Here is an 18,967-nt window from a genome sequence, read left to right on the forward strand (position 1 = left end):
CTCCGGGCGGTCATGCTGTCGAGCGTAGCGCACGCTCCCTCACGACGAACGCCCGATGCAACGGAAGCCGAGGTGGCAAGTGGACGTATCGACAGCTTGCGCCATGCGCGCGGCCGGCCGGTAACGCCGGCAATAACTTGGCGCGCACAGGAAAGACCCGCCTTTGGTCACCTTGCGCGGAATCCTGATGTCGGGCGTCAGCGGATCGTAACTTGCCTCACGCTCGGCACCGTGCGGGTTGGCCATCGTGCAACAAGGGCTGTCGATGCGGCGGTGCTCCTGGTACCAGTCAGTTGTCCACTGCCAGACATTGCCGGCCATGTCATGGAGCCCATAGCCGTTTGCCGGAAACGAGCCGACCGGAGACGTCCATTCGTAGCCGTCCTCGCAATCGTTGCGGAACGGGAACTCGCCTTGGTAGGTGTTGGCCATATGCTGGCCACCCGGGGTCAGGTCGTCGCCCCATGCGAACTCGGCTCCTTCCAGCCCGCCCCTGGCGGCGAACTCCCATTCGGCCTCTGTCGGAAGCTCCTTGCCTGCCCAGCTCGCATAAGCTTCCGCGTCCTCGTAAGCGATGTGCACGACGGGATGATTTTCGAACCCTTTGAGTCCGCTGGCAGGCCCGCGAGGATGCCGCCAATTCGCGCCGCGCACATAGGCCCACCAGTCGTAGTGATTGCCGCGATCAATGCTGCGTGAAGGCCGGACGAACAAGGCCGAAGCCGGTGCCAACGACTCAAGGCTGGCTCCGGGATAGTCCGCGGCATTTGCCGGTCGCTCGGCCAGCGTGGCGTAGCCGGTGGCCTCGACAAAGCGCCTGAACTCAGCATTCGTGACGGCGGTGCGATCCATCCAGAAGCCGCCGACCACGACACGATGCGCCGGCGCCTCTTCCGGATAGTGGTCGTCGGAGCCCATTAGGAACTCACCGCCGGGAATCCAGGCCATATCGCCGTGCGACGAGATTGCTGGCTTTGCGGTAAGTCGTGCCTCAGTCATCGGGCGTCTCGTCTAAACGGCCGAACTCATCTGCCTTTCAGTCCCCCGCAGCGAACATCTCTTCCGGGCTTGGCGTCACCAACGGTGTGAAGAACGTCAAGCGCATGGCTTCCAGCAGCAACAGCGGGGGTTTCATCTGGGTTGCCAGCTCCGTAATCCTTGCCTGCAACTCCTTGACTTTATCAGGGTTCTTGTCGGCCAGATTGGTGGCTTCCGATTTGTCCTGTGCCAAATTGAAAAGCTCTATCTTTTGCGGCAACGCCGCGGCCCACACCAGTTTCCAATCGCCCTCACGCACCGCGCCGACCATGGGATCCACATTGTAGACAATCTCCGTGCGGGGCGAAGGTTTGCCCTCGCTGATGGCCGGCCACATATCCATGCCGTCCAGGGGTTTGTCCTTGCCGGGCTTGGCTCCAGCCAGCCCAGCCAGTGTCGGCAACATGTCAACGACGTGCATAAGGCCGTTGAAGGCGCCGGGCTTGATCTTGCCGGGCCAGTTCATGAAGGCAACCGAGCGCGTGCCTCCCTCATAGAGAGTACCCTTGCCGTCGCGATAGGGACCATTATCGGCGGGAAGTTTGCCTTCCACCTTGGAGTCACCGGTGAACATCGAATTGACGACGCCGCCATTGTCGCTCATGAAAACGATGAGGGTATTGTCGCGTATCCCCTTCTTCTCGAGCGCGGCCACGACATTCCCAACCTTGTCATCGATCACCGAGATCATCGCGGCATAGGCCCTCCGGTTCTCGTCGGTAATGTTCTTATAGCGGTCGAGATATTCTTTCGGCGCCTGGAACGGCGTGTGGGGCGCGGTGAAGGCGAGGTAGAGAAACAGCGGCTTCTTCTGATCGTGGGCCTTGATGACCCGGACGGCCTCCTGACCGAACAGGGTGTTGTCGAAGCCCGGCTCCTTGATCGGCTTGTTGTTGCGGTACCAGTCCGCGACGCCGTGCGAGGAATGTTTGAAATGGTCGATCTCGCCGACGGTGGCCCCGTAGAATGAATCAAATCCACGTTGTTTCGGCCAGTAGGCCGTCTTGGCATGGCCGAGGTGCCATTTGCCACTCATTGCCGTCCGATAGCCCGCGTCTCTGAGGATTTGCGGAAGGAGGGTTTCGTCAAGCGAAAGGCCATAGGTTCCTGCAGCGGGGACAACGCCAACCTGCATGCCATAGCGTAGCGGATAGCGGCCGGTCATGAGGGCGCAGCGCGTCGGTGTACACATCGGCTGCACATAATATTCTTCGAGCTTCGCCCCTTCAGTGGCAAGCTTGTCGATGTTGGGCGTCTTGATGTCTGAGCCGTGGTAGCCGACGTCTTTCCAGCCCTGATCGTCCGCAACGATGAAGACGATGTTGGGCTGCGAGGGCTGGGCTGCGGCAACCTGAACACCGGCGAGGCCGGCGAGTGCGCCCGAAAGGCCGGCTGGCGCGGCAAATCGCGAAACGGCAGCCGCCGTGCCGGCCATCAAAGCATCCCGCCGCGTGATCCTGTTGGTTGTACCGGCTTCAGCCGGGAAGTCGCGATCGTTGCTCATGTTGTGCCCCTGCTCTGTGTATACGGACCTACTCAAAACAAATGCGCGTCTGGCGTTCTGTCGCCGATCATTCTCCAGGAACCCAGGAGGCAGCGCACAGGGTTTGGCATCCACACGGCCGCCTGCCTGCGCGAAAATCTCTTGGAGTCCGAAATAGGGTGGCCAACACCGTCATGGCCTGTCCGGGAAGCGGCCACCTCCACAAGGCATGCTTGCTGCAGCGGGCTCGATGTCCACTGCGCATGCTTCCGAAATGGTCCTGTCTGTTCATGCGCCCCACTCGCCGTTGGTCGGCGATGCTCCCGCGCTGTTTGATCTCGCGCTATTCGGGCTTAAGTTATTCCTAATACAACCGTACTGCTATCCACTTTGCGCAAAGGATGCATTTTTTGGCTCCCGGCCTGCATCGCTTTCCCACACAGACGTTGCGCTTCAGCCTTGACGAGCCCGCCGATGCAGCCTCGGGGCAGGTGCGACCGCAGCCATCAGCAAGAATTTGGCGCTGGCATAGATGAAGTTGAGCCGCGCCGCGGACCAACAACTTCATGTCAATCCCTTCCTATCCCGGATGGGCTGGCGAGAATTGATAGGTGAGCCCCAATATCGGACCTTGCTGAGTGAGTTTGTTCACGAAGCCGTCGTGGCTGTAATTGTCGTGCACGGCCCGATAGCCGACGAACATGGACATCTTGTCGTTGAACTGATAGCCGGCGCCGCCCATCACATCCCACATCGATTTGGACCCTGCGCCGAAACCACCGACGAGGCCCCAGCCGGCCAGGTAGATTCCATTGCCGACATCGGCCTTGAATTTGGCGCCGATCACCGGATCGACCCACGTATCGCCGTCGCTCGCTGAGCTGCCACCAAGCGCACCGCCGTTGAAGTCGAACTTGTTGTCGACCGACCAAAGGCGGGCGCCGGCCACGAGATCGAAATTCGTCCCATCCTGGTAGTAAACGCTGTAGCCGCCTAGCGCCGTTCCCATGAAAGTGCTCACCGTCGCATCGATATTCGAGGCGAGTATTCCTTGCGGGGTGCCGATGTTGGCGTCGAGCTTGGCGTAGACTATGTCCGTGCTGATTGTGAAAGGCCCGTTACGGGCTTCCGTGAGCCCCATGAACCCGAATTTGAGGTGTTGCAGCACGTCGCTGAAGCTCACATCGACATCCTGAGGCGGGAATCCGAAGAGGCCGCTTTCGCCCTTGATTCCTGATGCCCACAGATACGGGGCGACAGTGAAGGTCCAACCTTCATCCTGTGGCTTGGCGATGTCTGCTGCAAAGGCATTGGCCGCACCAAGTCCCAATACACCTGCCATTGCCAGGGCGGCCAAACGAAATTTCTTCATCATCGTCCCCATTTATCGTTTTTGCTGCCCGAACTACGCCAAGCAGAGGTTTCTCTTCCATACTGGATGAACCCTCGCTTTGCGCTCTGTCAACTTGGCCGCATGGTCTATCCCCGCTAGGCCGTTCGTCGGGGTACCTAAGTGCCAATTGATCTCGCGCAATTTACGCTTAAGCTAAACCTAATATAGTCGTTCTTCTATCCACTTTGCGCAAAGGACGCCTTGCGTGACCACGTGGCCTTCATCGCCTTCGTACAGGGATGTGCTGCTTGGCCCAGACGACCTGACCAGCGCCGCCTCTGGTCTGCCCGTGGAGGTCGACAGGCTTTCGGCAGGCTGGCGTCCCTCGCGCATCCGGCAAATCCAGTCCCCCGGTAAGTGGGCGCTCGACCTGCCAGAATTCAATTGCGCCTTCCGCGCCAGAGGCGGTTTCGATCCAGGCTCGGTGGCGTTAGTGGCTATCGAGCGGGCCTGTGGGTCGACAATATGCGGCGTTCCGCTCGAAGACGACTTGATCCTGGCAATCCCTGCCGGCACGGGTGTGACGGCTACGGTCCGGCCCGGCCTCACTTACGCTGTCGCCATTGTTCCCACCGCGACCTGGATGGAAATCCAGTTGGTTGCCGCGGGGATGGTTATCGAGAAGATCAACAATCGCCCCTCGGCAATTCGGCTCGCCACCAAGGAAGCGCAAAGAATCCGACGCCAGATGAAGTCGATGGCAGACTACCTCGGGACAGTCGGAAGCGAGTCGGTTTTGCCGGAGCAGCCTCCAGCTGCGTTCGAGGAATATCTGGGGGCAGTGGCTGACGCCTTCGCGGGGGCAGACAGTCGCGGGAGCGGAACAGTCGATTGCGCGAGTCGCCACTTTAGACAAGCGTCGGCGGCCGAGGATTTCATTCGCACTCATATCCGGGAAGACATACCCATTGTTCGACTGTGCCGGGAAATCGGTGTCAGCCGTCGACAGCTCGAATACGCCTTTCGCACCACGTTCGCGGTAACCCCGCTCGAATTCATAAGAGCGCTCCGCCTCAACGAAGCAAGACGGCTCCTTGTCACGGCTCGCGCCAACGGCTTGAGCGTTACGACGATCGCTATGGACGTGGGGGTCACCCATCTGGGCCGCTTCGCCGCGAATTATCGGCTGTTCTTCGGCGAGTCTCCCAAGGAAACGCTTCAGCGTGCCGGGAGATCGTGACCAGGGCGTAAGGTGCGCCGAGAAATTGCGCCACGTCATCAGTGCAAGCAGTTCGACTGGGTTTGCGCAATCCGGATAGAAGTCGCGCTCGAGAATTAGTACATTCTAAAATGCTTATAACGCACCGCCTCGGGCTCGCTGGGTCAGCGAGCAGGTCCGCTGATTTGGGTTGGCGCAGGCTCGCGCCGGGCGCGTGGTCGTCGGCCAGTCAAAACGCACTGAGTGGCGAGTTCTTGGGAGGATGCAAGATGACGAGATCTAGCTTGAGATTGACCGGCGCCGCCGGAATCGTCGTTGCCTTGATGTTTGCCGATCTGGCCGACGCGATTATCCCGTTCGCGCCCTTCGTTGGCAACGCGCAGGCGAAAGTTGGCCGTCCGCTCACACCAGGCAGTGTCGCAGGGGTCGCGAGGCGTACCACACGCCGAACGATCCGCCGCTCGACGATCTACGTGACCCGGCTCCCCGCAGCGTGCGTGAAGACCACGATCAACGGCACCGTGCTGTGGCACTGCGGCAGCACGTATTATCAACCCTACGGCGGACGCTACGTCGTCGTGCACATACAGTGAATGAAAGTGGGCCTCGTCCCCTTGGTGGACATGGTGGATCACATTCCGCCAGCAAAGGCTGATCGGCACGGCGTTCGAAAGCCGTGTCGATAGCACCCCGTGTCGATTGGGATGCTCGCAGGTCTTCGATTTGCTCCCTGGCGGCGCTCTGGGCTCCAAAGGATTGATGTTTCCGCCGGTGCGGTGATCGTCCACGCGCGCGGTCGAGATCCTGTTCGAAAGAACCCGGCCGACGCGTCCGATCCCCAACCATCGCCAGCGAGCCGCCGAAGCCTGGCAGGACGCTGCCGCCCACGGCCGCAACCCCCTTCATGACGGTTTGCAGCACGCAGTCATTGACCCGCACACGCTGCCAGTCGGACCGTTCAGGCGTCGTGCGGATCCGGCACACCCAGCGGCGGGTGGATTTCGGCGACCGCAACAGGTTCCGGACTGCCGTTGGCCCGCAGGCATTTTGAGCGCAGCGCGTCGGCGTAGACTCTGGCAAGCCCGGAATGCCGCCGCCGCAGATAGTCCGAGTGATCGAGCCGCCAGCGCTGCTCCATGTCCGCCATGATCGCAGGATTGCTCCAGGTCGCATAACCGCCGGCCGAATAGACGGTGATCTCGCCGGCGTAGAGCCGCTCGCGCGTGACCAGGAAATCGACGCGGACATAGTCGAGATCGCCGGCGACACGCGGCGCGATCAGGGCCGCTTGCCTGATCAGCTCGACAAGGCGGGCGGTGACGGGCAGCGCCTGATCCTCGCGCGGATAGTCGATGTCGCGCCCCGCCAGGGGGTTGCCGTCAGGATCGAACAGCCGCGACTTGAGCGCCTTCTTGTCTTCGGCCCGGACATGGCAGACGACGCCGCTGCAGACCTGGACCTTGATCTCGGTGGCGATCTCACCGCCGGCGAGCGGCAGCATCTCCTCGACGAATACCTCCGGCACGATCGGCCAGTAGGCCCACTCGCTGTTGCGGCGACCCTGGCGCTTGCGCAGCCATCGTCTCAGCTGACGCACGATGGAGGCGCGATCCGGCTGGCCGCCCGAGACGAAGATGTTCATGTCGCAGCCATGGTTGGCTTTGACCACCGCCTCGCCCGCGAGCAGCGCCGACGGGATGTCGTCGGGGTCGCGGCCGCGCCACAACGTCTTCGGCACTTCCAGCTCCGGGCAGACGGCGCGGATATACTCCTTCACGGCGAGCTTGTCCGACAGCGTGACGAACAACGGATTGTGGTCGATCAGCCTTCGCCAGAGCATGCATTCATTGTAGCGCTCGGGCGCGGCGGGATTGGGCCAATAGCCCATCTTTCTTGCAAATCGCACCACGAGCAGGGGGTGACGTAGCGTGATCAGCAGCCGTGCCGCCGCCAGGACGAAGCGGTGCCGCGCCGGGAAGTCGGACGCCGACCTCATCGAACGGTTACGGTTGTCCGGATGATTTTTTTCCCCGGCGACTGAGATCGCTGATCCACGGCACGCCCCGCCCATTGACGGCGCACCTAAGCACCGCCGGCGCGCGCCGGCAAGCTGGCGCTATCGGTTCGAGCGGCCAAGCGCCGTCGAAGCCACTAGGACGCTTCGGGCAAGTCCCGCCTTAAGGCGTTCAGATGCGCTGGCCGGTGTTCGCCGCGAACAGATGGGCGCTGGCGCGGTCGACCTCGATGCGCACCGTTTCGCCCTGCTTCAGCTTAAGCCGCTCGCGGAACAGGCAGGAGATTTCCTCGCCGCCGCAATCAACCGTGGCGAAGATCTCCGAGCCCGTCGCTTCCAGAAGCGTCACGGTGCCGGCAATGCCCTCGCTGCGTGCCCGGATGTGTTCGGGACGGATGCCGTAGACGAGCTCGCCGTCCGGGACCCGCGCCGGGTGGAGGTCATGCGGCAGCGGCAGCGTCAGTCCGCTGGCGCTGCGGAACACGCCTTCCTCGATGCGGCCGTGGATGAAGTTCATCGATGGCGAGCCGATGAACCCGGCGACGAACAGATTGGCCGGACGATCGTAAAGATCGAGCGGCGCGCCGATCTGCTCGACCAGCCCGTCATGCAGCACGACGATCTTGTCGGCCATGGTCATGGCCTCGATCTGGTCGTGCGTGACATAGATCGTGGTGGTGCCCAGCCGCTGGTGCAGCGCCTTGATCTCGCCCCGCATCTGCACCCGCAGCTTGGCGTCGAGATTGCTGAGCGGCTCGTCGAACAGAAACACTTGCGGGTCGCGCACGATCGCGCGGCCCATGGCGACGCGCTGCCGCTGGCCGCCGGAAAGCTGGCGCGGATAGCGGTCGAGCAGCTTTTCCAGGCCAAGTATGCTTGCCGCCCGCTTCACCCGGCTGGCGGTGTCGGCCGGGTCGGCTTTCTTGATCTTGAGCGCGAAGCCCATATTGTCGGCCACCGTCATGTGCGGATAGAGCGCGTAGTTCTGGAACACCATGGCGATGTTGCGGTCGCGCGCCCTGAGCTCGTTGACGACCCGCTCGCCGATGGCGATCTTGCCGGCCGAGATCGTTTCCAGCCCCGCGATCATGCGCAGCAGCGTCGACTTCCCGCAGCCCGACGGTCCGACCAGGATGACGAACTCGCCGTCGGCGATGTCGACGCTGACATCGTGGATGATCTTGGCGGTCCCAAAAGCCTTCTGCACATTGTTGATGGTCACCGATGCCATTTTATCTCTCCACGAACGTGTGATGTCGGACCGGCCTCAGCCGCCCTTGACGGCGCCGGCGGTCAACCCGGCGACGATCTGCCTTTGCGCGAACAGGGTCAGCACCAGCACCGGCAGCGTCACCACGAGTGCTGCCGCGGCGAGCGGCCCCCAGCTCACCTGCTCGTAGGACAGCATGTTGTAGACGGCGACCGGCAAGGTGCGCGTCTCGCGGCTGGCGAGCACCACGCCGAAGACGAAATTGTTCCACGAGAAGATGACCGACAGGATGAAGGCGACGACGATGCCCGGCTTGGCGATCGGCAGCGCCACCAGCCGGAACACCTGCCAGGAGCTGGCGCCGTCGATGCTGGCCGCTTCCTCCAGCTCCATCGGCGTCGTCTCGAAATAACCGATCATCACCCAGACGACGATCGGCACGGTCACCACCAGATGGATGATGATCTGCGGCCACAGCGTGCCGAGGATGCCGATCCACTGGAACAACAGGAACAGCGGGATCAGGTAGGACAGCCCGGGTGTCATGCGGGCGATCATGATGACGACGGCCGAGCGCTCGGCCTTGAGCCGCGCGATGCCGTAGCCCGCCGGCACGCCGATCAGGAGCGCCAGCAGCGTCGCCGTGCCGGTGACCAGCACCGAATTCCACAGATAGAGCAGGAAGTTGTTCTCCTCGAACACCTTCACATAGTTCGACCACGCGAAGCGCTCGGGGATCAGGATCGGCGGATAGGCGCCGTTGTCGATCTCGAATTTCAGCGACAGCGAGATCATCCAGAGGAAGAACAGGATCGCCGGCGAGACGAGCACCAGGGCCGCGAAGAACAGTCCGATCCGGGTGAGGAGCCGCGACGTCATCTATTTGCCCTCCGCGTTGATCCATTGCGAGCGCTGGCGCAGCATCAACAGGACGAAGGACAGCGCCACGATCACGACGAAGAACACCACGGCCATGGCCGAGCCGTAGCCGATGTCGTAGTAGGAGAAGGCGGTGTTGTAGAGATAGATGTTGATGGTTTCCGACGCGGTCCCCGGACCGCCCTGGGTCATGGCGTAGATGATGTCGAAGCTCTTCAGCGCATCGATGGTGCGGATGATGACGGCAATCATCAGGAACGGCGCGATCATCGGCAAGGTCAGGTAGCGGAACTGCTGCCAGGCGTTGGCGCCGTCGATCTCCGCGCTCTCGAACGGCTCGCGCGGCACCGAGGCCAGCCCGCCCAGCACGATCAGCATCACCAACGGCGTCCACTGCCAGGTCTCGACCGCGACCAGCGAGGGAATGACGCTCCTGGCGTTGAAGATCCATTCCTGCGGCGGGATGCCGACCAGCGACAAGAGATAGTTGAGCACGCCGAGCTGCGGATGAAACATCATCGTCCACACCAGCGCCACGGCGACCGGTGTCGCCATCATCGGCATCACGAAGACGCCGCGCAGCAGGCCGCGCAGCGGAACCTTCGCATCGAAGATCAGCGCCGCGACCGTGCCGAGGAACATCGGCGCGACGACCGACAGGAAGGTGTAGGTAAGCGTGTGCCAGAGCGATTCCCAGAACCGCGGGTCGCCCGCCAGGCGCAGATAGTTGTCCATCCCGGCAAAGCTGCGCGACTGGCCGAGCGTCCAGCTGTTGACGCTCATCCACAGCGTGAATGCCCAGGGAAAGACGATCACCGCGCCGACGACGACGAGCGCCGGCAGGACGAAGGGCCAGTAGTTTGGAGCCAGACGCACCGTCTGGCTCCCTTCCATGGCTTCCATCGTCACCCCGGTCCGTTCTGGGGTGGTGGCGGACATCAGCCTTGCTCGCTCCGGTCCAGGACCGGCTGGAACTGGTCGGTGGCCTTCTTCAGCTCTTCCGCCGGATCGGCGCCGGCGATCATGTTGCTCAGCGCCACGCCATAGATGTCACGGAACTCGGTGACCGGGATGATGACCGGCAGCGCCAGCCGGCTGACATTGCCGGAGCCGACCACGGCGTCGAGCCAGCTTGCCGGCATGGTGACGCCCTCGCGCACCTTGGGATCCTCCAGCACCGATTTGCGGAACGGCACGCCGGCGCCGGCCTGCAAGAGACGCGCGCCCATGGCCGGCGACACCGCCCATTGGCAGAACAGATAGGCCGCTTCCTTCTTCTCGCTGGCGGCGGTGACGCCGATGCCGTCGCCGAACGTGCCCGAGGCATGCGCCTTGGGGCCCTTCGGCATGACGCCGTAGCCGACCTTGCCGACGACCCGCGACTTTTCAGGATTTTCCATCGGCGGCGCGAACCCGACGCCGTCGAACCACATGCCGATCTTGCCCTGCAGGAAGGCCGACTGCGCCTCGGCCCAGTTGAAACCGGTGACGCCGGGAGGCGCCGATTTGGTCATCAGCCGCTGGTAGAGGCCGGCCGCTTCGACCGCCTCGGGAGACAGCGTGCGCAGCTTGCCCTCGGCATCGAGCGGCGTCATGTCGTAGCCCAGCATCAGCGACGTCCACACCGGTGTGTTGGCGTTCTTCAGCCCGCGGGCGACGAAGCCATAGGTGTTGGCCGAAGGATCGGTCAGCGCCTCGGCCGCCGCCACCAGCTGCTCGAAGGTCTCGGGATATTTCAGCCCCTTGGCCTCGAACAGTTCCTTGTTCCAGTAGACGATCCAGTAGTCGACCGAGAACGGCAGCGAGCGCAGCACGCCTTGCGTATCCTTGGCGAAGACCATGCCGGCATCGGCGAAGTCGCTCTCGACCAGTGCCGGATCGGTGAGCGTCGGATCGGCGAGATAGCCGGAGATGTCGGCCAGCCAGCCGCCCTTCTCGAACTGCCGCTTCTGCACGTGGTAGCTGAGATGCACGACGTCGAAGCTCGGCTTGCCTGAGCTGAGCTCGATCACCGTCTTCTGGCGCTGCTGCTGTTCGGGCGTCGCCTCGGCATTGACCTTGATGCCGGTCAGTTCCTCGAACTCGCCGATATATTTTATCAGCGTGTCGCTGCGCGGGCTCTTGACCAGATTGACGTCGAGCGTGGTGCCGGAAAAGCGCTTCCAATCGACGCCGGCGGCAAAGCTGGGGCGCAAGCCGGCGAAGCCGGCGGCGGCAAGAGCGGCTGTTCCGGCAAGCAGTTGCCTTCTGGTTGGGGTGAACGGATTGGACGACATTTCTTCCTCCCGGGGTTGCTGTCGTTGTGGATTGCGCCGCTGCGGCGGCGCGGCTCATTTCCCTCAGATCTGCAGCGCCAGCCGGCGCGCATTGTCGATGTGCAGACTGATCGCCTCGACCGCCTTTTGCGGGTTGCGGCTTTCCATCGCCTCGATCACTGCCAGGTGCTCGCGCATGACCGGCACGACGCGGCCGTCGATGCGGAACCTCTCCTGATGGATCAGCCGGATCTTCACCGAATTGACCAGATAGGCCTTGGCGATGATTTCGTTGTCGAGCGCGTCGATGAAGGTGTCGTGCATCGCCCAGTCGATGGTCTGTGCCCTGGCTTCCATCTCCGGCGTCGCCGGCTGCGCCAGCGCCTCGGCAAGCATCTCCTCATGCTCGCGCCGCAAACGGGCGAGCTCCGCATCGGCGGCGCTGACGGTGAACAGCGCCACCGCCTCGCGCTCCATGAACAGGCGGAACTGGAAGGCCTCGCGGATCAGGTTGATGTCGATATGGGCGATCTGCATGCCGCGCTGCGGAATGGTGGTCAGCAGGCCCTCGGCCTCGAGCCGCGGCACGATCTCGCGAATAGCGCCGAGCGGCAGCCCGGTGAAGGCGACCAGCTCGCGCTGCGACACGAACTGCCCGGGCCTCAGGTCGCGCGCCAGCAGATGCCGCGTGAAGCTGGCATAGGCCTTTTCCCTGAGGGTCGCCGGTTCGCTGCCGTCTTCCATTCAGCGCTTCCTTTGCCGGTCAGGCCGGCTCTGTCGCAAACAATTGGTCGTAGGCCGCGGCAAGCTGCTTGCGCCCCTGCTGCGAGGTCGGCTCCAGCGGCGGACGAACGGCAAGCCAGCCGTCGTCGCCGGTGCTGCGCGCCAGCATCGCCTTGACCGCCGGTATCACCGGAAATTTGAGCAGTTCGAGCACGAAATTCTCGACCCGGGCATCATCGCGGCCGTCCACCGCCATGGCGCGGATCTCGCCGGCAACGAAATTGGCCATGCCGGAAATGGCGCCCTGCCCGCCCCGCCGCACGCTCCTCGCCAGATGCCGCTCGTCTCCAATCAGGATCACCAGGTCGCCATGCGCGGCAAGCAGCGCCTCGCTGTAGGTCCAGTCGCCACCCGAATCCTTGACGCCCGCGACCACATTCGGAAAGGCGGCACGCAGCCGGCCAATCAGGCTGAGCGGCAACGGCACCATGGTGACGGACGGGATGTTGTAGAGCAGGACGTCGCGGGCCAGCGGACCGAGCGCCGCGAAGACGGCGGCGAACCATCCGAACAGCCCGTCCTCGCCGACATTCTTGAAATAGCTCGGCGGCGCCAGCAGGATGTTGCGGGCGCCGAGCTGCAGCGCATGCCGCGCCTGCTCGGCCGCGTCCTCGGCCGCATCGACCAGCACGCCGGAAACGAGCTGATGCGCCGGGATGCCGTCGGCAAGAATGGCCTCGACGATCCGGCGCCGCTCTTCGGTGCCGATCGAGGCGCCCTCGCCGGTGGTGCCGAACAGCGTGGCGCTGCCGCAGCCGGCGACAAGGCAGGCCTTGGCCTGCGCGACCATCGCGGGAACCGCGATCTGCCCGGACGCGTGAAAAGGCGTCGCCAGGGCGACCGAAAGACCAAAGCGCGAAGTCACTGCGAAAGCTCTCCTGATATCACTATGCAGGCAGCTTTACCACACTAACATGTTAGTTGTAAATGCAGGGTCGCAGGTTTTGGAAATGGCATCCTGGTCAAGTTTGGAAACGAGCGACGGCGCCTTGTCCAAGCGGCAGCGAAACCAGCCTTTGCCTCCGCGGCGCAAACCGCCCTATGCGTTTGCGACCAGTCCCTTCAGGCTACGCGGATATAGCTCGTCATCCCCGACTTCTGGTGCTCGATGACGTGGCAATGCAGCAGCCAGTCGCCGGGATTGTCGGCCACGAAACCCAGCTGAACCTTCTCGTCGGGCTGGATGAGATAGGTGTCGGAAACCAGCGGCTGGACCGGGCGCGTCGACGACGACAGCACCTTGAAGCTCATGCCGTGCAGATGGATCGGATGCGATTGCGGCGTCAGGTTCTCCATGTCGATGACATAGCTTCGGCCGAGCTTCAGGTCGGCCAGCGGCGCGGTCGGGTCCGGCGTGTCGCCCGGCCACGGCACCTTGTTGATCGCCCAGAAACTGTAGCCGAGCGAGCCGCAGATGCCGTCAGCCGGAACGTTTTCCGCGGTGGCGCTGAGTGCCAGCGAAATGTGCTGGGCGCTGGCGGCATCCACCTCCGCCACCGGATTGGCCTCCAGCGGCGCAAGATCGCGAACGTCGCGCTTGAGCGACTTTCCGACCGCGCGCAGCGTCGCCAGTATCTTGGGCTTGGTGCCCCTGACGTCCCTCAGGCTGACGATGGCGCCCTCGTCGTCGGGCATGCGTATGGCGAGATCCAGCCGCTGGCCAGGTCCAAGCTGCAAGGCGTCGGGCGCGAAGCGTTGCGGCACCGGATTGCCGTCGAGCGCGATCACCGCCGCCTCGGCGCCCTCGACACGGAAGGCGTAGACGCGGGTGACGTCGGTGATGGCTGCCCGCAGCCGCACCAGCCCGCCGGCCGGCGCGTCGAATTGCGGCTGGTCGAGCCAGTTGGCGGTTCGCACCGTTCCATAGGTGCCCGCCCTTGCCGCGTCGCGAGGCCGGAACTGGTCGATGAACTGGCCGTCGTCGCCGAGGCGCCAGTCGCGCAGATTGATCACTTTTTCGGCATCGAATTGCGGATCGTTGGGGTTCTCGACCACGATCACGCCGGTCAGCCCGTGACCCATCTGCTCCAGCGTGTTGCAGTGCGGGTGATACCAGAAGGTGCCAGCGTCCGGCGGCGTGAACTGATAGTCGAAATGATCGCCGGTGTAGACATAGGGCTGCACCAGGAACGGCACCCCGTCCATCTTGTTGGGGACGCGGATGCCGTGCCAATGGATCGTCGTCGGATCGTCGATGCCGTTGATCAGCCGCGCGGCGAAGGGCTCGCCCTTCTTCATCCTGAGCACCGGCGGCATGCCGGCCTCGCCATAGGTCAGGACATCCCTGGTCCGGCCGACATCCATCAGCTTCGCCTCGATCCTGGCCGTCTTCAGCGTCACCGGATCGGGCCCGGCCAATGCCCGGCTGACCAACTTCCCCATGGCCGACAGCCCGATCCCTGCCGCGCCGGCCACCGCCGTGGCATTCAGAAATTTGCGGCGCGTCAGCGTCATGTTGCGTTCCAACTCGAAAGACAACCGTGCAGCCGGGCATCGTTGCGGGCACACGCGACAATCCGTGTAGCCTTCGATGCCGGCTGCCGACAACACCATGCCGTTCGATCGGACTGGAAATCACCCTGCCGTGATCGCCCCGGTCGCGACCGGATCGACGCGCTGCTGCAGTGCCGCCACCAGAGAGCGGGTGCTGATGTCCCCGAGGTCAGAGCGCCTGCAGCGCCAGCCCCGCCAGCGCCGATGCAACCAGCGTCGGCAGCATGCCGACCTTCAGCCTCAGCATGGCGACCATCGCCGCCAGCGACAGCAGCGCCGCGCGCCAGTCGAGCGACGCCAGCACCGGGATCTCCATGCCCAGGCCGACGCTTCGCACCGTGCCGAAGATGACATGCAGCGCGAACCACAGCGCAAGGTTCATCACCACGCCGACGACGGCCGCGGTGATGGCGCCGAGCGCCGCCGACAGCGCCTTGTTCTGCCGCAGCTGCTCGATGTAGGGCGCGCCGAGGAATATCCAGAAGAAGCAAGGCACGAAGGTCACCCATAGAGTCAGCAGCGATCCGAGCGACCCGGCAAGCAGCGGGCTGAGCGCGCCGGCGTGACGGTAGGCGGCGACGAAGCCGACGAACTGCAGCACCAGGATCAGCGGCCCCGGCGTCGTCTCCGCCAGGCCGAGGCCGTCGACCATCTCGCCAGGCGCCAGCCAGCCGAACGACGACACCGCCGCCTGCGCGACATAGGCGAGAACCGCATAGGCGCCCCCGAAGGTCACGACCGCCATGACGCTGAAGAAGCTGCCGAGCTGCGTCCAGACGCTGGCCGGGCCGGTCAGCGCCGCAATCAGCGCTACCGGCCCCAGCCAGATCGGCAGCCAGATGGCGATGGTGCGCGGCGCGTGCCATTTCGTTGGCCTGGTGTGTCCGAGCTGGCCGCGCTCGAACATCAGGTCGACAACGCCCCGGCTGTCCTGTTTGGTGTCCTTGCCATGGGCGGATCCGGAAAACAGGCCCGGCACGAGGCGGTTGCCGACCCACCCGGTTAACCCAGCCAGCAGGATGATCAGCGGGAACGGCAGCTTGACGACATAGATGGCGAGGAAGGCGGCGACCGCGATCGCCACCATCGCCCGGTTCTTGAGCGCCCGCCTGCCGATGCGGATGACGGCCTCGACGACCACCGCCAGCACCGCCGCCTTGACGCCGAAGAACAGCGCCTCGATCACCGGCGCGTCGTTGTAGAGCATGTAGAAGCTGCTGAGGCAGAGCATCACGACCGCTCCCGGCAGCACGAACAGGATGCCGGCGACGAGGCCGCCGGCGGTCCGGTGCAGCAGCCAGCCTATATAGACGGCGAGCTGCTGCGCCTCCGGCCCGGGCAGGAGCATGCAGTAGTTGAGCGCATGCAGGAAACGCTGCTCGCCGATCCAGCGGCGCTCCTCGACCAGCTCCTTGTGCATCAGGGCGATCTGCCCGGCCGGCCCACCGAAGGAGAGCAGACCGATCTTCGCCCACAGACGCACCGCCTCCCTGAAGCTCGGCGCCGCCGGCACGGCGGCCTCGGCATCGTCGTCCGCCGCGAGGTCGTTCATGACGGCTTGCTCCCGCTCGGCCAGTTGTGCGTTTCCTCTGTGGCGTCGCGGCACCAGCGGAAGAAAGCGTCATAGAGGAGCATGCCGGCCTCGAGCTGCTCGAGATCGTCGCGGAACATGCGCGACAGGCCGAGCGACGCGGCGAGGAAGCCCGCCGCTTGCGGCACGAGATCGAGCCGCGCCGTGTCGGCCGCACGCACGATGAGCGCCAGGCGATCGAGCGCTTCGGAGGCGAGGCCGAACTCCTCGATCATCGTATCGAAGGTGCAGCGCTCGCCGCGATGGCTCCAGAACACATTGTCGATGTCGAAGGGAACCGCCGAAAAGCGGTCGGCCACCGCCGGCACTTCGGCCGCGTCGACGAACAGGAACACCGCTTCGGGATCGACGAAGCGGCGGATCAGCCAGGGGCAGGCGATGCGGTCGACTTTGGGCCGCGCCCGTGTCACCCAGACCGTGCGGCCTTTGTCGTCGCGCGGCGGTATCGCGCCGGCCGTGACCAGCGGCGCCTTGGCCGCCGCCCAGGCCTCGAAACCGCCTTCCAGCGATTCCGCTTCGATGCCTTCATGGCGCAGCCAGGCTGCCACGCCTTGCGAGAGTTTTTGCCCCTTCTGGCAGATGATGACCACCCTGGAGCCGGTGAACTCCCCCGCCCAGTTCGCGACGGTTCTGAAATTGCGCCGGCAGGATGCCGGCAGCAGGCGCGGATCGGCCTGGTAATCCTCGTCGATGCGCACATCGATGAGGACGGGCGCGTCCGGTAAGCCGACGAGGCGGGAAAGTTGCTGTACGGTGATTTCGGTCGTTGACGGCATGGCGTCCACCTCCGGAAAGAGAGAGCTTGGACGCGATCGTTGGGCTGACGCCTCACGGGGTCATCGCGATGAACCCCTTGCCGCAATGCTGGAACGATCCTCTCGCCTTGTCAAGAAAGACGCTTTCGCAAACGGCGCCCGCGCCGCGGGAGACGGCGCCTACTGCGCCGTCCAGCCGCCATCCATCGGCAAGGTCGTGCCGGTGATCTGCTTGGCCGCGTCCGAACAAAGGAACAGCGTCAGCGCGGCGAGTTCGTCCACGGTGACGAACTCCTTGGTCGGCTGTGCCGCGAGCAACACGTCGTGCTTGACCTGCTCCTCGGTCATGCCGCGCGCCTTCATCGTGTCGGGGATCTGCTTTTCGACCAGCGGCGTCCAGACATAGCCCGGCGCGATGGCGTTGACGCTGATGCCATTCTGCGCAACCTCCAGCGCCACCGTCTTGGTGAGGCCGGCGATGCCGTGCTTGGCCGAGACATAGGCCGATTTGAACGGCGAGGCGACCAGCGCGTGCGCCGAGGCCGTGTTGATGATGCGGCCCCATTTGCGCGCCTTCATGCCGGGAAGTGCTGCCTTGATCGCATAGAAGGCCGCCAGCAGGTTGATGCGGATGATCGCTTCCCATTTGTCGTCGGGAAACTCGTCGATCGGCGCGACATGCTGGATTCCGGCATTGTTGACCAGGATGTCGAGGCTGCCGAACGCCTCTTCGGCCTCACGCACCATGGCGCTGACCGCCGCGCCATCCATCATGTTGGCGTCTGAATAGCGGCACCTGACGCCAAAATCCTTCTCGATGCCGGCGCGCTCCTGCTCGATCGCAGCGGCATCGCCGAGTCCATTGATGGTGACATTGGCGCCCTCGGCGGCAAAGGCGCGGGCGATTGCCAGACCGATACCGCTGGTTGAGCCGGTGACGAGGGCGTTCTTCGAGGACAGGGAACCCATGATGATCTCGCGACAGGTGGAACGGGATATTGCCGCACATAGTTTGTGCGCCGCAACATAACAATGCCATGGCCATATGTCGGTGCGATTACAATGTTGTGATGCCGTCCGGGAGCGCGCGCACTGGCGCTCGCCGGGCGTGACATGGGATTGTCATGGTGCCGTGCAACATAATCCTCCTGCGCGTCTCGCGCACCTCGCGCCGCCGGTTTGATTGAGCGGATGATCCGGTCTCGGGATCCCCGCTTCGCTAGGTGCGACGGCTTACCAGACCAACTTGGGCGAGTGGTTGATAGTTGGCCTAGCCTGTCGCGGCCAGCGTCAATTCACCTTGGCGATCTCCAGCAGTGACGCCAGCAGCAGCCTGCGCTCGTCCGGCGAAAGCACATCGGAATCAAAGAGATTCATGCTGCGAAGCCCCTCGATGGCGAGAAAGCAGACCAGCAGCGCCTTGAGGTCGTTCGTCTCGCCCTTCAGCCGCTCGAACAGCTGCCGCTTGAAGGATTTTATCGGCGTCAGGAAATCCGGATCCTCGGCGATCGCCGAGAATATCCATGAGGCGGAAGGCTGCGGCTCCTCGCAATCATTGGCCGAAAGCCGGATATAGGCCTCGAGCGGCGTCTCGCCGCCTGCGTCCGCCGTGCGCGTCTCCAGCGCCTGCTCGAACGCCTTCAGATAGTCCTCCACCAGGCCCTGCATCAGCTTGGCCTTGGTCGGGAAATTGTAGAGCAGGCCGCCCTTCGAGACGCCGGCGCGGCTGGCGACGGCGTCCAGCGACAGGCTGCCCGGCCCCGCCTCGCGCGCCACGTCGGCGGCGGCGGCCAGTATCCTGTCACGCGAATTTGCTCTGCGGGCTTTCATCGGTGTCTCCCCCTTACATTAGCCTAGGCGGAATTGACAACACCGTCCAGACGGTACAGTAAGATCGCCATCATTTGAAAGCGG

General features: G+C 63.9%; 17 protein-coding genes. 2 read left to right on the plus strand and 15 right to left on the minus strand.

What is annotated here, in order from left to right:
- Positions 1 to 39 precede the first annotated feature (39 nt).
- The 3 genes from EN786_RS14270 to EN786_RS14280 all read right to left on the minus strand — a co-directional run bounded on the left by EN786_RS14270 (position 40) and on the right by EN786_RS14280 (position 3,896).
- On the minus strand, positions 40 to 999 hold the full coding sequence (locus EN786_RS14270; RefSeq protein ID WP_245478380.1) for a formylglycine-generating enzyme family protein: 960 nt from the start codon (positions 997 to 999) through the stop codon (positions 40 to 42).
- A 37-nt stretch (positions 1,000 to 1,036) separates the two neighbouring features.
- Positions 1,037 to 2,542, minus strand: coding sequence for an arylsulfatase (locus tag EN786_RS14275; RefSeq protein ID WP_127311120.1), 1,506 nt, complete (start codon positions 2,540 to 2,542; stop codon positions 1,037 to 1,039).
- Positions 2,543 to 3,101: 559 nt separating this feature from the next.
- Positions 3,102 to 3,896 (minus strand): hypothetical protein, encoded by a 795-nt coding sequence (locus tag EN786_RS14280; RefSeq protein ID WP_127311532.1) that lies wholly within the window; start codon positions 3,894 to 3,896, stop codon positions 3,102 to 3,104.
- A gap of 223 nt (positions 3,897 to 4,119) precedes the next feature.
- On the opposite strand from EN786_RS14280, the gene EN786_RS14285 reads away from it, so the two are divergent.
- Positions 4,120 to 5,094: a helix-turn-helix domain-containing protein gene (locus tag EN786_RS14285; protein WP_127311531.1), complete on the plus strand. Its 975-nt coding sequence runs from the start codon at positions 4,120 to 4,122 to the stop codon at positions 5,092 to 5,094.
- A 302-nt stretch (positions 5,095 to 5,396) separates the two neighbouring features.
- Complete coding sequence (locus tag EN786_RS14290) at positions 5,397 to 5,666, plus strand: hypothetical protein (RefSeq protein WP_245478422.1); 270 nt, start codon at positions 5,397 to 5,399, stop codon at positions 5,664 to 5,666.
- 365 nt (positions 5,667 to 6,031) lie between these two features.
- Here EN786_RS14290 and EN786_RS14295 read toward each other — a convergent pair whose 3' ends face one another.
- From EN786_RS14295 to EN786_RS14350, 12 genes are all read right to left on the minus strand, one after another.
- A complete protein-coding gene (locus EN786_RS14295; RefSeq protein ID WP_189340648.1) occupies positions 6,032 to 7,069 on the minus strand; it encodes an ATP-grasp fold amidoligase family protein in 1,038 nt (345 codons plus the stop codon).
- Positions 7,070 to 7,259: 190 nt separating this feature from the next.
- Positions 7,260 to 8,318: a sn-glycerol-3-phosphate ABC transporter ATP-binding protein UgpC gene (ugpC, locus tag EN786_RS14300; RefSeq protein ID WP_127282665.1), complete on the minus strand. Its 1,059-nt coding sequence runs from the start codon at positions 8,316 to 8,318 to the stop codon at positions 7,260 to 7,262.
- 36 nt (positions 8,319 to 8,354) lie between these two features.
- Entirely contained in the window at positions 8,355 to 9,176 is an 822-nt protein-coding gene (locus EN786_RS14305; protein ID WP_135908624.1) for a carbohydrate ABC transporter permease, read from the minus strand.
- Positions 9,177 to 10,115, minus strand: a complete 939-nt coding sequence (locus EN786_RS14310) for a sugar ABC transporter permease (RefSeq protein ID WP_127282663.1) — start codon at positions 10,113 to 10,115, stop codon at positions 9,177 to 9,179.
- The gene (locus EN786_RS14315; protein ID WP_127310827.1) at positions 10,115 to 11,452 is read right to left on the minus strand and encodes a sugar ABC transporter substrate-binding protein; all 1,338 of its coding nucleotides are present in this window, start codon (positions 11,450 to 11,452) and stop codon (positions 10,115 to 10,117) included. The genes EN786_RS14310 and EN786_RS14315 overlap by 1 nt, the downstream gene beginning before the upstream one ends.
- A 63-nt stretch (positions 11,453 to 11,515) precedes the next feature.
- On the minus strand, positions 11,516 to 12,175 hold the full coding sequence (locus EN786_RS14320; protein ID WP_127282661.1) for a GntR family transcriptional regulator: 660 nt from the start codon (positions 12,173 to 12,175) through the stop codon (positions 11,516 to 11,518).
- A gap of 19 nt (positions 12,176 to 12,194) precedes the next feature.
- The gene (locus EN786_RS14325) at positions 12,195 to 13,079 is read right to left on the minus strand and encodes a dihydrodipicolinate synthase family protein (protein ID WP_127310826.1); all 885 of its coding nucleotides are present in this window, start codon (positions 13,077 to 13,079) and stop codon (positions 12,195 to 12,197) included.
- 197 nt (positions 13,080 to 13,276) lie between these two features.
- Positions 13,277 to 14,668: a multicopper oxidase family protein gene (locus tag EN786_RS14330; protein WP_127310825.1), complete on the minus strand. Its 1,392-nt coding sequence runs from the start codon at positions 14,666 to 14,668 to the stop codon at positions 13,277 to 13,279.
- Positions 14,669 to 14,876: 208 nt separating this feature from the next.
- A complete protein-coding gene (gene chrA / locus EN786_RS14335) occupies positions 14,877 to 16,259 on the minus strand; it encodes a chromate efflux transporter (RefSeq protein WP_127310824.1) in 1,383 nt (460 codons plus the stop codon).
- Complete coding sequence (locus EN786_RS14340) at positions 16,256 to 17,074, minus strand: chromate resistance protein ChrB domain-containing protein (RefSeq protein ID WP_127282657.1); 819 nt, start codon at positions 17,072 to 17,074, stop codon at positions 16,256 to 16,258. Before EN786_RS14340 ends, chrA begins: the two co-directional genes overlap by 4 nt.
- Before the next feature lie 159 nt (positions 17,075 to 17,233).
- Positions 17,234 to 18,022: a 3-hydroxybutyrate dehydrogenase gene (locus EN786_RS14345; protein ID WP_127282656.1), complete on the minus strand. Its 789-nt coding sequence runs from the start codon at positions 18,020 to 18,022 to the stop codon at positions 17,234 to 17,236.
- Positions 18,023 to 18,343: 321 nt separating this feature from the next.
- Entirely contained in the window at positions 18,344 to 18,883 is a 540-nt protein-coding gene (locus EN786_RS14350; RefSeq protein ID WP_127282655.1) for a TetR/AcrR family transcriptional regulator, read from the minus strand.
- Between the last annotated feature and the right edge of the window lie 84 nt (positions 18,884 to 18,967).

Source organism: Mesorhizobium sp. M4B.F.Ca.ET.143.01.1.1 (assembly GCF_004792275.1).
Taxonomy (GTDB): Bacteria; Pseudomonadota; Alphaproteobacteria; order Rhizobiales; family Rhizobiaceae; genus Mesorhizobium; species Mesorhizobium abyssinicae.